Annotated in this window: 11 protein-coding genes; 8 read left to right on the top strand and 3 right to left on the bottom strand. The window is 59.6% G+C overall.

Features of this window, described 5'->3' with window-relative positions; genetic code table 11:
* Positions 1-120: 120 nt before the first annotated feature.
* The 3 genes from Q5H92_RS15075 (at position 121) to Q5H92_RS15065 (ending at position 6226) form a co-directional block, all read left to right on the top strand.
* Positions 121-1800 (top strand): hypothetical protein, encoded by a 1680-nt coding sequence (locus tag Q5H92_RS15075; RefSeq protein WP_305012370.1) that lies wholly within the window; start codon positions 121-123, stop codon positions 1798-1800.
* 166 nt (positions 1801-1966) lie between these two features.
* Positions 1967-2947, top strand: coding sequence for an acyl-ACP desaturase (locus tag Q5H92_RS15070; RefSeq protein ID WP_305012369.1), 981 nt, complete (start codon positions 1967-1969; stop codon positions 2945-2947).
* Positions 2948-3067: 120 nt separating this feature from the next.
* Positions 3068-6226, top strand: coding sequence for an FG-GAP-like repeat-containing protein (locus tag Q5H92_RS15065; RefSeq protein WP_305012368.1), 3159 nt, complete (start codon positions 3068-3070; stop codon positions 6224-6226).
* A 176-nt stretch (positions 6227-6402) separates the two neighbouring features.
* Here Q5H92_RS15065 and Q5H92_RS15060 read toward each other — a convergent pair whose 3' ends face one another.
* The 3 genes from Q5H92_RS15060 to Q5H92_RS15050 all read right to left on the bottom strand — a co-directional run bounded on the left by Q5H92_RS15060 (position 6403) and on the right by Q5H92_RS15050 (position 8889).
* A complete protein-coding gene (locus Q5H92_RS15060; RefSeq protein WP_305012367.1) occupies positions 6403-7236 on the bottom strand; it encodes a bifunctional transcriptional activator/DNA repair enzyme AdaA in 834 nt (277 codons plus the stop codon).
* A gap of 216 nt (positions 7237-7452) precedes the next feature.
* A complete protein-coding gene (locus Q5H92_RS15055; protein ID WP_305012366.1) occupies positions 7453-8115 on the bottom strand; it encodes an LEA/WHy family protein in 663 nt (220 codons plus the stop codon).
* Positions 8116-8226: 111 nt separating this feature from the next.
* Positions 8227-8889 (bottom strand): hypothetical protein, encoded by a 663-nt coding sequence (locus Q5H92_RS15050; protein WP_305012365.1) that lies wholly within the window; start codon positions 8887-8889, stop codon positions 8227-8229.
* Positions 8890-8997: 108 nt separating this feature from the next.
* Between Q5H92_RS15050 and Q5H92_RS15045 the strand changes: the two genes are divergently transcribed.
* The 5 genes from Q5H92_RS15045 (at position 8998) to Q5H92_RS15025 (ending at position 14725) form a co-directional block, all read left to right on the top strand.
* On the top strand, positions 8998-10269 hold the full coding sequence (locus tag Q5H92_RS15045; protein ID WP_305012364.1) for a tyrosine-type recombinase/integrase: 1272 nt from the start codon (positions 8998-9000) through the stop codon (positions 10267-10269).
* A gap of 354 nt (positions 10270-10623) precedes the next feature.
* A complete protein-coding gene (locus Q5H92_RS15040) occupies positions 10624-11652 on the top strand; it encodes a hypothetical protein (RefSeq protein WP_305012363.1) in 1029 nt (342 codons plus the stop codon).
* A 229-nt stretch (positions 11653-11881) separates the two neighbouring features.
* Positions 11882-12121 carry a hypothetical protein gene (locus Q5H92_RS15035; protein WP_305012362.1) on the top strand — a complete coding sequence of 80 codons (240 nt, stop codon included), beginning with the start codon at positions 11882-11884 and terminating at the stop codon, positions 12119-12121.
* A 250-nt stretch (positions 12122-12371) separates the two neighbouring features.
* Complete coding sequence (locus tag Q5H92_RS15030) at positions 12372-14495, top strand: hypothetical protein (RefSeq protein ID WP_305012361.1); 2124 nt, start codon at positions 12372-12374, stop codon at positions 14493-14495.
* Positions 14492-14725 (top strand): hypothetical protein, encoded by a 234-nt coding sequence (locus Q5H92_RS15025; RefSeq protein WP_305012360.1) that lies wholly within the window; start codon positions 14492-14494, stop codon positions 14723-14725. Before Q5H92_RS15030 ends, Q5H92_RS15025 begins: the two co-directional genes overlap by 4 nt.
* Positions 14726-14837 lie beyond the last annotated feature (112 nt).

Here is a 14837-nt window from a genome sequence, read left to right as displayed (position 1 = left end):
AGCCCATTCGCGGCCGGCCAAACGTGGGTTGAGAACCGGCTTTGATTAAATTCAGAAATGGGCATACAGCGCGCCGCGAAGCATCTTTGCGGCACAACCAGCCCGATTCACTCCTCCGCCGTGCCGCGTCACTCCCGATTTGCCATCTTCCTGCGGGTAGTGCTGCTGCCGCTGGGCCTGATTGGGAGCACCGTGGCGGGCCTTGGCAGCTACTACGAAACCAGCGACGAAACGGCCCTGGCCTGGCTGTTCAACGGCACGCTGGCGCTGAAACCGGTCGTTTCCCTGCCGCTGTATTTCCACGGTTATGGGCACTTGCTGGCGGCGGCGTATGCGGCGGTGCCGGGCGTGGCGTGGCTGGGCGGATTGCTGGGCGGGCTGATGGCCGGGGCCACGGTGCTGGCTTTTGCGGTGCTGGACCGGATACTGCGGCCTTACCTGCGCCCGGCGCCGCTGGCTGGGGTGCTGATGGCTTTTTTTGCCATATGTTGGCTCGAACATTGGCTGTTGTTCAGCCACGTGCGGGTGGCGGTGCTGCTGGCGGCGGCAGCGCTGCTGTTTGCCGCCCAGCGGCCGGGGCAACGGTGGGCGCTGGCCGTGGGCCTGCTGGGGCTGGGCGCGGGCTGGTTGCTGCGGCCCGGTCCGGCGGTGCTGGGCCTAGCCGCCGCGGTGCCGGGCGCCATCTGGCTGGCGGGGGGCTGGCGCCGCGCGGTGCCCGTGGTAGCCGGCGGCGCCGCGCTGCTGGTGCTGGCTACCGGCGCGGCGGCCGCGCTGCAAACGCCCGCCCAGGCCCGGGCGCAGGCCCGCGACGGCTATTTGGCCCCAATTCTCGATTTTGAGCAGCTGCGCCCGCAGCCCCGCACTGCCGCCGACAGCCTCGGCACCGCGGCCGTGAGCCTGTGGCTGCTCGGCGATTCCACCGTGGTCAACGAGACCTTTTGCCGGCGCGCCTACCGTTTCGATGCTCCTGCTTTCTGGCTGCGCGTGGCCCCGGCCAAGCTTCGCTTGCGGGCCGGGCTGCTGCTCCGCGACTATTTTCCTGTACTGCTATTGCTGGCCGGCACGGCCGTGGTGGCCGGGCGCGGCGGGCGGCCCCGGCGCGGCTTTTGGCTGGTGCAGGTGGGCTTCGGGGGGGCGCTGGCGTTATTGGCGGGCGTCCTCAAGCTGCCGCCCCGGCTCGCGCTGCCCATCCTCGATTGCTGGCTGCTGGCCAACGGCGCCTTCCTACTGGCCCGGCCGGCGGACTCGCGCGGCGCGGCGCTGCTGCCGGCTTTTTCGCGTAAAGCTGGCGGGCTGGTAGCTGGGCTGGGATTGGTCGTTTTCGGGCTCTACGGGCTGAAAACGCTGCACCGCCGGCAGGTCCTTCGCGCCGAGCGGGGGCGCCACGAACAAGCCCTGCGCGCCATCGGAATAGGAGCGGGGCGCCTCGTAGTGATGGCGGGGACTACCGACTTATTCAAGAGCCTGTCGCCGTTTCGTGCCGATGCGGCCACCCCCGCGTCTGTGCTGCTGCTGAGCGGCTGGCCCTCGCACGATGCCTCCCAGGCCGCGCTGCGCAAGGCCTTGAGTGGCACCACCGACCAAACGGAATGTCTGCGCCGGTTGGCCAACCGGCCGGTCATTGGCACCGATGTGCCCGTCGCCTGGGTGCTCACCCCCGAAACGGCCGCCTGGCTAAGCCGCCGCACTGCATTCGATGGCTTCCAGCTGTTGTTCTCGCGCCAAAGACCAGTACTGCCTGCGGAGGCCGATTCGGTGTTCTGGCTATATCGGGCGGAGCTTCAGTTAAAAAAGATGTGAGCGGTGAAGGGCCGAAGCAGGCCTAAAACCGGGTAGATTGGTTTGAATTTGGCCTTTTTGCCCGATAATGCCATAATCTTATAACCGCCCCCCTACGGTTCGGGCAGACCTTTGTTGCGCGAAAAGCGTTTCTTCATAACCCCTTCACGTTTTTTCGTCTCACCCCATGCAAACCTCCATATCAGCAACCCGCGGCGAAGTCCTGCAACAGATGGAAGGCTTCCTGAAGGCCAACATGAGCACCTTCCTCAAGAGCGTGGAAGACAGCTGGCAACCCGCTGACTACCTGCCCGATTCGCGCCGCGACACGTTTTTTGACGAAGTAAAAGAGCTGCGCGAAAAGGCCGGCACCCTGAGCTACGACCTGCTGGCCGTGCTCATCGGCGACACCATCACCGAAGAAGCCCTGCCCAACTACGAGGCCTGGTTTCACGAACTCGACAACATCAACCGCGACCGCAACAACGGTTGGGCCGAGTGGATTCGGGGCTGGACGGCCGAGGAAAACCGCCACGGCGACCTGCTCAACCGCTACCTCTACCTCTCGGGCCGCGTGAACATGCGCGAGTTTGAAGTCTCGACCCAGTACCTCATCAACGACGCCTTCGACCTAGGCACGGCCAACGACCCCTACCGCGCCTTCGTGTACACGAGCTACCAGGAGCAGGCCACCAACATTTCGCACCGCCGCGTGGGCCAGCTGGCCCGCAAGGCCGGCGATGACCAGCTGTCCAAAATCTGCGGCATGATTGCCGGCGACGAAACCCGCCACGCCCGCGTGTACAAGGCCTTCGTAACCGAGATTTTCAAGTACGACCCCTCGGAAATGATGCTGGCCTTTGAGGACATGATGCGCAAGAAAATTGTGATGCCGGCCCACTACATGCGCGAAATGGGCGTGGAAATGGGCAAAACCTTCGGCCACTTCACCGACGCCGCCCAGCGCCTGGGCGTGTACACCAGCGCCGATTACACCGACATTCTCGACTCGCTCATCACCGACTGGGACATTGAGCACATCGGCGGCCTGACCGGCGAAGCCGAGAAGGCCCGCGACTACATCATGGCCCTGCCCAACCGCCTGCGCCGCGTGAGCGACCGGATGGCCGTGCCAAAGCTGGAATACAAGTTCAAGTGGATTTCGTAGCCTGACCAACTGGCACCGCTAGGTTCAATTGCCCCTTTCGACTGAGTCGGGAGGGGTAATTTTTTTGGAGCCGCCGGAGCCGTTGGCCTGTTACATTTGCCGGGTACGCAAATTCTTGGTATGACGCATTTTTCCTCCTTAGCAACTCTACTTTTAATCGGTTCGTGCTCCCTGCTAGGCGGGCGCGTGGCCCGGGCACAAGGACCGGCGGTGGTGGGCGCCACGCTCAGCCCGGCCCACCATGCGCCTTCGGCGGCCCGCAACAGCGCCGTAGCCATTCCCTTCACGCTGAATATCAGCCCGGCCACGTCCGGCAACGTGCGGGTGTTTTCGGCGCAGTACCGGGGCCGGCGCACGGCCACTGCAAGCACCAGCGGCAGCACTGTCACGCTCACCCCCACGGCTCCTGCAGGACAACTGCCAGATTTCAAACCCGGCGAAACAGTACAGGTGAGCGTGCCCGGCAGCGTGCAAAACCTCAACGGCATCGGGGCCAGCCCCTTCGTGTACCAGTTTACGGCGGCTACCACGGGCGGCACCGGCGTGTACGCGGGCGGCGCCGAGGTGCCAAGCGGCAGCCAACCGTGGAGCGTGGCCCTGGGTGACATGGACAGTGACGGCGACCTCGACCTGCTGTCGGCCAACTACGGGGCCGCCACCGTCAGCCTGCGCCTCAACAATGGCGCCGGCACGTACTCCGGCAGCACCGATTTGAACACCGGCACCCCGCCGATTGCCGTGACCACCGGCGACATCGACGGCGACGGCGACCTGGATATTCTGACGGCCAATTACTACGGCTCGGCAAGCGTGTTGCGCAACAACGGCAACGGCACCTTTGCCAACGTGGTGCAGCTGACGGTGGGCCTGCAGGCGAAAAGCCTCGTGCTGGGCGACCTCGACGGCGACGGCGACCTCGATTTGGCCACCGGTAATACCACGGTGGGTTCGGTGAGCGTGCGCTTTAATGACGGGCAGGGCGTGTTCTCGGGCACGACGGACCTGGCCTTTGGACAGGTGCTGGAATGGATGACGCTGGGCGACGTGGACAACGACGGTGACCTCGACGTGCTGGCCGCCGTGAACGCCACCTCCAGCTCCGCCTTGCGCATCATGCGCAACAACGGGCTCGGCCAGTTCAGCGCCATGCCCGATGCGGTGCTCAGCCAATTCACGACTAGCCTGGCGCTGGGCGACCTCGACGGCGACGGCGACCTCGACCTGGCGACGGCCAACCTGCTCGCAGGTTCGGCCACCGTGCTGCTCAATGACGGCACGGGCCGGTATACTTTTTTTAGCAGCGGGGCGGTAGGACCGCAGCCGCGCAGCGTGGCGCTGGGCGACGTGGATGGTGACGGCGACCTCGACCTGCTGGCCAGCAGCAGCACGGGCAACGCCGTCACGATGCTGCTCAACAGCGGGGGCGGCCACTTCCTTTGGGGTGGCAGCACCACGGTGGGCAGCACGCCCCAGGGCATGGCTTTGGGCGACGTGGATGGTGACGGCGACCTCGACCTGCTCGCGGCTAACTCGGGCGGGGCCTCGGTGAGTGTCCGCCTCAATCCGGCCCGGCTGGTGCCGCTGGTGCCCCCGGTGCTGGTACGCACCGAGCCGGCGGCCAATGCACGCGCCTTCGCCCGGAGTGCTAAAATCGGCCTGTTTTACTCACAGCCCATCAACATCGCTTCCCTTTCCGGTGCGCGCGTGTTCTCGGCCCAGCACGGCGGCCGGCGCACCGTCGCCTTCGATACGCCCACTTCGGCCTACGGCCCCACCACCTTCGGCGTGACCGTGGAGCCGCGCCAAGGTGCTTATCCGAATCCAGCGCGGGGCTTTCAGCCGGGAGAAATTGTCTCGGTGACGCTGCCGCGCCGGGTGCAGAGCACGAGCACCGGCGCCAGCACCGGCCAACCGTATGTGTTTCAATTCACCGTAGCCGCTGATAGCGCCGCTGGCAGTTTCATGCCGGCCGCTGATGTGGGCGTGGGCCGGCTGCCCCACTGCGTGGCGCCCGCCGATGTGGACGGTGACGGTGACGTGGACCTGCTGGTGGCCAACGCCGCCGACAACACCGTGAGCGTACGTCTGAACAACGGCCACGGCGTGTTTACCCCCAGAGCCGAGGTGCCCGTGGCCCAAAGCCCCTACCAGGTGGTGCCCGCCGATGTGGACGGCGACGGCGACCTGGATTTTATCAGCGTGGGCCGCGGCATCACCAGCATGCTGAGCATCCGGCTGAATGACGGCAACGGCAACTTTGCGCTGGGCTCCGACCCCGCCGTGTCGACTTCGGCGCTCGGGCTAACGGTGGGCGATGTGGACGGCGATGGCGACCTCGACTTCGCGGTGTCCACCAACATCGGCAGCTCGGTGAGCATTTACGTCAACAATGGCAGCGGCACGTTTCAATGGGTGCCGCAGTCCTTCCTGCTCAATGGCATGCAGAGCCTGGTGCTGGCCGATATTGATGCCGACGGCGACCTGGATTTGCTCGGGACGGACATGGCCAACAACCGCGTCATTATCGCGCCCAACAACGGCAGCGGTACTTTCGGGGGCACGGGTTTCTCCAATATTCTCAGCGTAGGCCGCAACCCCTGGCGCCTGAGCGTGGCCGACGTGGACGGCGACAACGACCTCGACATTCTGACCGCCAACTACGACGGCAACAGCGTGAGTTTGCGCCTCAACAACGGCCGGGGCTCGTTCAGCGGCACCACCGACATCGCCGTAGGTACCAACCCTAAGTGGGTGACCACAGGCGACCTGAACGGCGACGGCACCCTCGACCTGATAGCCACCAACGGCGCCGACAACACGCTCAGCGTGGGGCTGAACGACGGCCGAGGCAATTTCGCCGCCACCGCTCCCGTACCCGCCGGCCTGAACCCAATGAACACCGCCGTGGCCGATGTGGACGGCGACGGCGACCTCGATTTGCTAACCGCCGCGCTGGGCTTGTCTACCGACCCGTCGGCTGTGGTGGTGAGCCTGAATGCCCCCGTCCGCCGCAGCCCCCTCCCCGGAGTCGACGTGTACCCCAACCCCGTCAGCAGCCGGGCCGCCGTGTGGCTCGACCTGCCCAAAGCCGCCTGGGCGGGCGATGTTCAGGTAGAGGTTTTTTCCACCATGGGCCGCCGAATGCTCAACGTGCTGCTGCCTGCCGTGCCCGGTCAGGGCGGACGTATGCTGCCGGGGCTGCCCTTGGTGCCCGGCGTGTATACGCTGCGGGCCACCACCACCATGGGCACCTTCAGCCAGCGCCTGACCGTGCAGTAGAGCAGTTTCAAAAAATATAAGAACGTCATACGGAGCGTAGCCGAAGCATCTCTACCGCGCAACGCAATCCAGTCGATTGGTTTGCGCGGTAGAGATGCTTCGGCTACGCTCCGTATGAAATTCCAGCGGGTGCTGTAACCTGCTGAACATCTTTAAAATCAATGCAAGCGCACGGCCTACTCCTCGGCCGGGACTTGTTGCGCCGCTTCCCATCCCAGCAGCGCCGCCTTGCGGGTGGCGCCCCAGCGGTACTGGCCCAGCTCGCCGGTGCCCCGAATCACGCGGTGGCAGGGGATGAGGTAGGCCACCGGATTGGCCCCGATGGCGGTGCCGGCCGCCCGCACGGCCTCGCCTTGCCCAGCCGCTGCGGCCAATTGGGCGTAGCTGCGCAGCTCGCTTTCCGGAATGCGCAGCAGCGACTCCCAGATTTTGAGTTGGAACGGCGTGCCTTTCAGGTGCAGGTGCAGCCGAGCTGGGGCGGCAAAATCGCGGGCAAAAAACCGGGCTGCCTGCTGGTGGCTGGCCGTTTCTGCTGCGGTCAGCGTGGCGTTGGGCCATTCCTGCCGTAGCTCCTGCCGGGCGGCGTCATCGTCATCGGCAAACACCAGCTTGCAGATGCCTTTGCCCGTGGAAGCCACCAGGTAGCGCCCGAAGGCGCTATTGCCAAAACTGTAGCTGATGGTGAGGGCCGCGCCACCCTGGCGGTACTCGCCGGGCGTCATGGCTTCCAGCGTCACGAATAAATCGTGCAGGCGGCCGGTGCCGGACAGGCCGGCGTCATAAGCTGCTTCGGCCACGGTGGCTTGCTGGCGCAGGCGCTGCTTGGCGTGGTCCAGGCTCAGGTACTGCAGGAATTTTTTAGGCGACACACCGGCCCATTCCTGAAACTTGCGCTGAAAGTGAAAAGGGCTCCAATGCGCTTGGGCCGCCATTTCTTCCAGCGTGGGCTGGGTGTGAAAATGCGTTCTGGCGAAAGCAAGGGCCGCGGCGATACGCTGGTAATCCGTCATAAAACTGGGCTGCTGATGGACTACAAAAGTCTGACTTCACCCCGGCTTTCAACACCCGATTCTTGCGCTGTTTGAAATAAAGCACGTCCTGCTGAGCGCCGCCGAAGCATCTCTACTGCGCAAGTAATTAGTTACTCTGGCAGTAGAGATGCTTCGGCGGCGCTCAGCAGGACGTTTTTTATCGCCTGTAGAGGCAAAGCGTACTGTTCGGCCGGCTTATTTGGCTGAAACGGCCTTTTTCATGGTCACCAGCGGTACAGGCTCGAAGTTGGAAGCCGGCACCTGACGGCCGCTGGCGCCTATGTACATGGGCCGAATCTGGACGGTGAGGCGGCGGTTGGCGGCCGTGAAATCGGTGAAGCCGGCCGCGAAGGCCGCCGGGGTGCTGCCCGCAAGCTGGGCCGGTTTCACGTTGAGGTCCACGGTGATGGGCAGGGTTTCGATGGCGCTGGCTTCCAGCTGCAGGTTCTGGCCGGTGGCACCGGTGGTCAGCTCCTTGCCATCGAGTAACAGCTTGTAGTCGAGCTGTTTAAGCTGCACGCTGGTGGCGCTGGGGTTCTTGGCGTACACGCGCATTTTGAGGTGCAGGGGCAGGTTGCCTTTTTTGAGGGCGGCCTGCAACTGCTCCTGCTGGGGCGAGGCAATGTCGGAAGCCTGGCGCACAAACAGAATGTCCTGGCCGCCAAGCTTGGCTTCGTCCACGAAGTTGAGGCGGTACTGCATCAGCGTGTAGGCCTCGTTTTCGAGGGCTTCGGCCGAGACGTTTTTGCCCGTGGGCTTGTCTTTCACCTGCTCGCTCACGCTGCACGAAGCAGCGGCCAGCAGCAGGGAGCCCAACGCCAGGGCACGGGCAGGAGTGAGGTAGGAAGAAAAGGTCATAAAGGGAGAAGCTGACAAAGTCGAAACGAATGTAAGGGCGGCCAGTAAGCGCCACCATGGGCGTGCTTACGCGAATGCCGGGCCAAAGGCTGCAAAGGTAGCCCGGCGGCACTACTGCGGCAGTAGCCACACGCGGCCCGCCATCCAGAGAATGAAGCTGGCCACGCCGAGCGTCATGATGCGCAGGCCGTGCACCCGGTCGTGGGCAGAATAGCCGGGAATTTGGCGACCGTCGTTCAGGGTCTTTTTGTGCGAATACAGCTCCCAGCCCATAAAAATGGCCCCAAAACCGCCCAGCAGCGCAAACAAGTAGCCCAGCCGAATGCGGCCGGAGTTGTTCGGCTCCGGCTTGTTCTGCTCCACCACGCGGTGCTCGCGCAGCAGCCGGACGGTATCGGCCGATACATCGCGGCCGCGCTGCCGCAGCAGCTGCCCGGCCAGCGTCACGTCGAGCGGGCTCCACTCCTCGGGCTTGGCCAGCAGCTCAAACAGCTCGGCATCGGAGAAGCTGAACAGGTAATGGTCGGGGCTGAGGTTGGCCAGGGCGTCGCGGTTGGCGTCTTCCTGCAGGCGACGTACCCACTCAAAATCAGCGCCGTGCAGCTTCACCACGAAGGTGGCGTAGGTATTGTTGAAGGTGAACGCCGGGTTGAACACCGGCTCGCCCGTATCGGTCCCGGTTTCGAAGGGAATGGCGTGTTGCCGCAGCATCGCCAGCAACGGCTGCGCCGCTTCCGCCGACGGAAAAGACTGAAATGGTAGAAAGTCAAGCATAAAAAGCAGAAAAAGGGGCCGCCGAGTGCGGGCCAACAAATAACGCAAAAAGGCCGGAAGCTCACGCCCTCACTCCCACCCAAAGTAACCCCCTGACTTCCATGTGTAATGGCCCAATTTTCTTCTCTCCTTGGCCTGAATGTGGCAGACCCTGTGGCAGTAGCCCGGGAATTGGCCATGATTCCTCCCCCTGTGGGCCTTCCCTTGGTCTACAAACCGGCCCGGGTCCTGAAGCCTGCCAAGGAGAGTGTGGACCAACGGTGGCTGGTTGTCTGGTGGCAATACTCTACTCCGGAAAGGAAGGTTATCCGTAGAAGGCAGGGGTTTGACCTCAATTCCATCCCGGGGAAGAAGGATAGGGAAGTGAGGGGAAGTGAGTGGTGTGGGACCATCAACTCCCTACTCAAGGCCGGGTATGTCCACGGGGAAGTGATTCCCGAGGTTTCTACCCCCTCCCTCCCCCAAACCCCTACCATTTTCCAAGCCATCACCCAATTCCTAGCTCACCAACAGACCCGGGGACTGGCCAAGAACTACTACCCAGCTCACCTGGCCATCTTCCAGCAGTGGACCTCTAAGGAAGACTTACATGCCTTGGATTCCCTCACCCCGGATACTAGGAATAGGTGGAAGGATTACCTCAAGGGCTACACTTCCCACAGGACCCTTCAACCCCTTTCTCCCAAGACGAGGAACATGGTGGGGTCTTCCCTGCATGTGTGGGCCACCTGGTGCCGGGAACAGGGGTGGAGCATTCCCCACCAAGGGCCCACCACCCCCGGGAAACGGGTCAAGGTGGCCTCCTCTTCCAAGCACCGGCCCTATACCCAGTCCCAACTCTCCCACATCCTTACCGAGGCCAAACCCAACCCCCAGCTCTACCTCTTCCTCCAAATGGCCTACTACACCTTCCTAAGGCCCCGGAGGGAACTGGCCCTGTTGCGGGTGGAGGACCTCAAGGGGGATACCATCTGGGTAAGGCCCGAGCATGACAAGAACCGGGTGGGCAGGTTTGTCACCATTCCCCCGGCCCTGAATTTCCTGTTGACCCAGATGGGAATACAGGACTACCCACCTCACTACTTCCTGTTCACCAAGAAACGGGTGCCGGGATTGAAGCCGGTGGGGGAAGCCTACTTCTACAAGCAACTCCGGAAGATACTGGTCAAGCTGGGCATGGACGGGTTGGAGTACACCCTGTACGGGTTGAAGCATACTTCAAACATCCAGCTCTACCGGGCCACCAAGGACCTGGCCCTCATCCAACGGCAAAATGGGCACACCACATTAGCCCAGACCAGTACCTACCTCCGGAGTTTGGGACTTATCCAAGGGAATGAGGGATTGAGCCAATTCCCGGTGATGGGAGGTTCCGGATAAATAATTTCACCTTTTTGTACAACTTGTAGGAATAGTACCAAATACTGTCCTACTTTTGCCATCCTCTCTCCAGGGGGTGGCTTTTTGCATTTTCCATATGACCATAACCAAACCAGCCACCCAAAAGAGGATTGGGAATGTACTCTACTGGGAAGTGTATACACCCTCTTCCCTTTCCCTGGGACTTCCCACCTACACCCCTCCCCAAAAACTCCAATGGTGTGGAGTGGACACCCCAACCTGGTGGGAGAGTGTGGGAAATCTTCCCTGGTACCGCCAACAGACCGATAACCTGGGGAATACCTGGGAAATAGACTTCCTCACCAATCAAGTAACCCTCAACAAGTAAGACCCATGAAAGTAGGTGATAAAGTAAAGATTAAGTACCGGAAACCTGATAATGATACCGGCCTCCGTCCATACTCTGACAGTATTGGTAAAGTGGGTGTAATTCGCGAGGATGAGTGCCCAACCCGTCCTGCGTTTCCTTACCAAGTCTATGGTATTGATGCGGAGACAACCTATTTGGGAAGGTACTCAGAGGAGGAACTTGAACTCCTTCCCCAAACCCAGGAGCTTGGATTGGAGGATGTGTACACCCATGCTCCCCAGAAAGAACTTCAAACACTACTGGGTCAAGCTGCCAAGAAGGTAGGCCTCAATCAGGTAGTGGCTAGTCCCTGGGTGTTCTTCAAACCGGAGTTTACCGAGCCCGAAGGTCCGGGTATCACTTCCTATGGTAGCCGAGACGGACTTACCCGTAATTACCCCAACAAACAGGAAGTCTCCATTCCCCAATTTCTCGACCTGCTGACCACCTATTCCCAACGGAAGAAGGAAGTGAAGGTCCAGTTGAATGCCAAGCTGGTGGCCACCGTGGAGGAAGGGAATGAGGTGGTGGCCCTGAACCTCAACGAAGGACATGGACGGGACCTGTACGCCGTGACCCAGAAGGAACTCCTGGACTTCCAACAGGCCCTGAAGGGGGATGGACAAGGTCTACGGGATGGTGACTACGTGAAGGTGGGTATGGATGCAGGGAATGCCCTATTCCAGTATGCCCAGAAGATGGGTGTTAAGGTGTCGAGTAACAATTGCTTGAACAAGATGATGTCCATGGATAAGTACTTGGGCTACAACAAACTTCTGGCAACAGTGTGTGAACCCCAGACCAACCTCATTACCATTGAGGAATTCATAGGGAAGTGTGCCCAACAACCTTCCCCACTTCCCAAACTGGCTGGGTACGAGGTGAAGAAGGTGAAGGAAGGGGAGGTGTACTACTCAGACCTGAAGGCCCCCAGCGAGGGTCTAGCTGTGGGCTGTCAACACATTCCCATGGCCCAGTTTGAGGCCCTGATGGAAGCTATTACCACTAAATAACCCCCCCCTCACTAACCATGGACTACAAATTCACAAGAGGGGACACAGTTAAGGTCCTTACCAATAAGGAGTCAGGAGCCCCGGTCCGGACTGTAGGAGACATAGCCATAGTCAAGGGAATGTACCAGAATTCCAGTGGGCCTAATGGGTATGAACTGGACAATGGATGGGACTACTACGAGCATGAACTGGAATCAGTGTCTTCTAACCCTCAAACCAAGCAATAACAATGTACACCAACAACAAACAGGAGATGTTCTTACTCAACAACTTCAAGAGGGCCTGGTCTGCCATCACCGGGGATGCCACAGCCCAGATACAGGACTACTACGGCAGGCCTCGGTTCTGGACCAAGGACCCCCAGGCGCCCAAACGGGTCCAGATGATGGTACCCGATGGGGAAGGGAGGGGAATGCGGTACTACACTGTGCTGGTACCTGAGGAAGGGAATTACCTGATTGAGGGGTAATGGGAAAGAAGGCTAACACCTACTGGTACCCTTACCCGGCCCTACTCCTTAGACTGGGTTTCAAGAAGTCAGAGTTTGGAGGGAAGAACAACTACCCCTTTAAAGGTGGTCCCTACGGACGGTATGCTGTCCACTGGGGAAAGGACCCTGATGGAGACCCTTATTTGGAATTGAAGGCAGGGAGTGGAACCCATTTCTATGGGATGGTAGACTCTGAGGAAGAATTCATCACCCTACTTAGACAGGTCCAATGGAAGATTACAACCTAGATAGGGCTTGGACCTATGACCTTGAGTCCTTTCCCAACTTCTTTTCCTGTATTGCCAAACATAAGGAAGAGGTAAGGACCTACACCATCTACCCCGGAGTTGAAGGAATAGGGGAAGTGAATGAGTTGATTGCTCTGTTGGAATTCCTGGAGACCAGACCCCTCTTGGTGGGCTTCAACTCCTTTAACTATGACAATGTCCTGCTCCACTACCTACTGACCTACCAACAGGCCCTCAAGGTTACCCCCACAGAGAAGATAGTCAGGACCCTCAACAACCTGTCCCAAGCCATTATTGGGTTTGATGACCTAGAAGAGGAACCCCGGAAGGTGATTAAGGACCTCAGGAAGATGGACTACTTCCCTTCCATTGATGTGTTGGAAGTCATCCGGGAAGGGTACAACACCAAGTCCCTGAAGGCGGTGATGGTCAACCTCAAATTCCCGAGAATTCAGGACCTTCCTCACCACTACCTACATGAAGTCCAACCAGATGAAGTGGAAGGTATCCTCTCCTACGACCTCAACGATGTGGTAGGCACCGAGGAAATCATGCACCACATAGCCCCCCGGTTGGAAATGCGGAGGGTGCTCTCGGAGAAGTTTGGGACTCCCATGTACTCGGATGCTGACTCCAAGATAGGGAAAACCATCCTGGACACCTTCTATGCCCAGGAGAGTGGGAAGCCCATCGAGACCATTGCTAGGAAGAGAACTCACCGGACTACCCTCAGGATTGGAGACCTCATCTTCCCCTGGGTCAAGTTCACTACCCCAACCTTAAACACCTACCTGGATTCCCTGAGGGACTTATGGATTACGGACATCAATGAGAAGGGAAGTTGTGAGATTCCCCCCTTGTCCTTTGGTGGGGTAGAGTATGTAGTGGCCCTTGGGGGAATTCACTCAGTGGATGGTCCCGGGGTGTTTGAGACCACCGAGGAATCCATCCTACTGGACCTTGATGTGGCCAGTCAGTACCCCAACTGTATTCTCAACAACAAGGTCAGTCCCCAACACCTGGACTCTTCCACCTTCCTGAGAGTGTACCAGAGGATAGTTACCCAACGGTTGGAGGCCAAGAAACAGGGGAAGACAGACAAGGCACAAAAGGTTGTGGCTGAGGGACTTAAAATCTCGGCAAATTCCGTGTACGGTCTGATGAACTTCCAGTACTACTGGCTCTACGACCCCAAGTGTACCTACCAGGTCACCTTAAACAACCAGTTTTCCCTGTTGATGTTGATTGAGGCCATGACCCAGAAGGGAATACAGGTTATCAGTGCCAACACCGATGGCATCTTACTCCAGACCGGGAAGTGTAACCTGGAGCTGGTCAGACAGGTGTACCGGGAATGGGAACAGGTCACCGGGTTCACCCTGGAGGAAACCTTCTACTCCAAGTATGTACGCCGGGATGTCAACAACTACCTCAGTATCAAGGAAGATGGAAGTGTGAAGGTCAAGGGAGTCTTCATTCCCCAGGGTGGGGTACTTAAAGGGTATGACAAACCCATTGTGGCCATTGCCCTGAGGAAGTACTTCACAGAGGGAGTAGACCCCAAGGAAGTCATTGGGAAGATGGGAGTGCCCTACACCTTTTCCAACCTGTATGTAGAAGGGGAGGAGAGGGTTACCGACATCTACGACTATGCTCTGAGTGTGAAAATCGGGAAAATGTATGAGGAGGTCCAGTACCATGTGGGGCCTGAAATCCTTCCCATGCAGAGGACCCTGAGGTATTATGCTTCCAATGGTGGAGGCCAACTCTTCAAGGTCAAGAATGGGGCACCACAGACCCTCTTATCCTCTTCCCCGGTGACCCTCTTCAATGACTACGAGGAAGGCCCCTATGACCTCAATCTTCAGTACTACCTGGATGAGGTGGAGAAACTGATTTGCACCATCGAGGGAAGGGAATGGATTGACCGGAGTAAGGTCCAGGCCAAAGTGGAGAAGTTGAAAGAGCGGGAGACCAAGTCCCTGACCCTGTACTGGGGCTACCACACCAAAGGAAAGACCCATCTCAAAGTAGCCCAGGGATGTAGGGAAAACCTCATCAAAATCTGGGAAGAATTACACACCCTAACCCCATACCTCACATGATAGCATTCATCATCCTACTAGGAATAGTAGCCCTATTTGGCCTCATTCAGTGGGGCTGGAAGGACATCGAGAACAAGGTTAACCAACAGATGTACCACAAGTACTTCTCCATGTGGCAGGTAGCTGAACAGGACAATAAGTGGTTGAGGACCATCCTCCAACAACAGTTTGACCTAAAGACTGAGGGACCCCAACTTGGGGAAAAGGGAGAGGAGGTACCCAATGCTTGAGTTAGCCTTAGGGGCCTTATTCCTGACTTCCCTATTGGGTGGTGGGTTGGCCCTGTATTACCGGAAACAGGTCAAGTACTTCAAACAGGATGCCCTGTGGTGGATGGATACC

The organism is Hymenobacter mellowenesis (assembly GCF_030581005.1).
Taxonomy (GTDB): Bacteria; Bacteroidota; Bacteroidia; order Cytophagales; family Hymenobacteraceae; genus Hymenobacter; species Hymenobacter mellowenesis.
This window is presented reverse-complemented; position numbering and strand designations above follow the sequence as displayed.

Excerpts from the sequence above, each read along its gene's own strand:
- Q5H92_RS15040 (WP_305012363.1), top strand. The coding sequence starts at position 10,624 with ATGAAAGTAGGTGATAAAGTAAAGATTAAGTACCGGAAACCTGATAAT.
- Q5H92_RS15065 (WP_305012368.1), top strand. The coding sequence starts at position 3,068 with ATGACGCATTTTTCCTCCTTAGCAACTCTACTTTTAATCGGTTCGTGC.
- Q5H92_RS15030 (WP_305012361.1), top strand. The coding sequence starts at position 12,372 with ATGGAAGATTACAACCTAGATAGGGCTTGGACCTATGACCTTGAGTCC.
- Q5H92_RS15045 (WP_305012364.1), top strand. The coding sequence starts at position 8,998 with ATGGCCCAATTTTCTTCTCTCCTTGGCCTGAATGTGGCAGACCCTGTG.
- Q5H92_RS15060 (WP_305012367.1), bottom strand. The coding sequence starts at position 7,236 with ATGACGGATTACCAGCGTATCGCCGCGGCCCTTGCTTTCGCCAGAACG.
- Q5H92_RS15070 (WP_305012369.1), top strand. The coding sequence starts at position 1,967 with ATGCAAACCTCCATATCAGCAACCCGCGGCGAAGTCCTGCAACAGATG.
- Q5H92_RS15050 (WP_305012365.1), bottom strand. The coding sequence starts at position 8,889 with ATGCTTGACTTTCTACCATTTCAGTCTTTTCCGTCGGCGGAAGCGGCG.
- Q5H92_RS15025 (WP_305012360.1), top strand. The coding sequence starts at position 14,492 with ATGATAGCATTCATCATCCTACTAGGAATAGTAGCCCTATTTGGCCTC.
- Q5H92_RS15055 (WP_305012366.1), bottom strand. The coding sequence starts at position 8,115 with ATGACCTTTTCTTCCTACCTCACTCCTGCCCGTGCCCTGGCGTTGGGC.
- Q5H92_RS15035 (WP_305012362.1), top strand. The coding sequence starts at position 11,882 with ATGTACACCAACAACAAACAGGAGATGTTCTTACTCAACAACTTCAAG.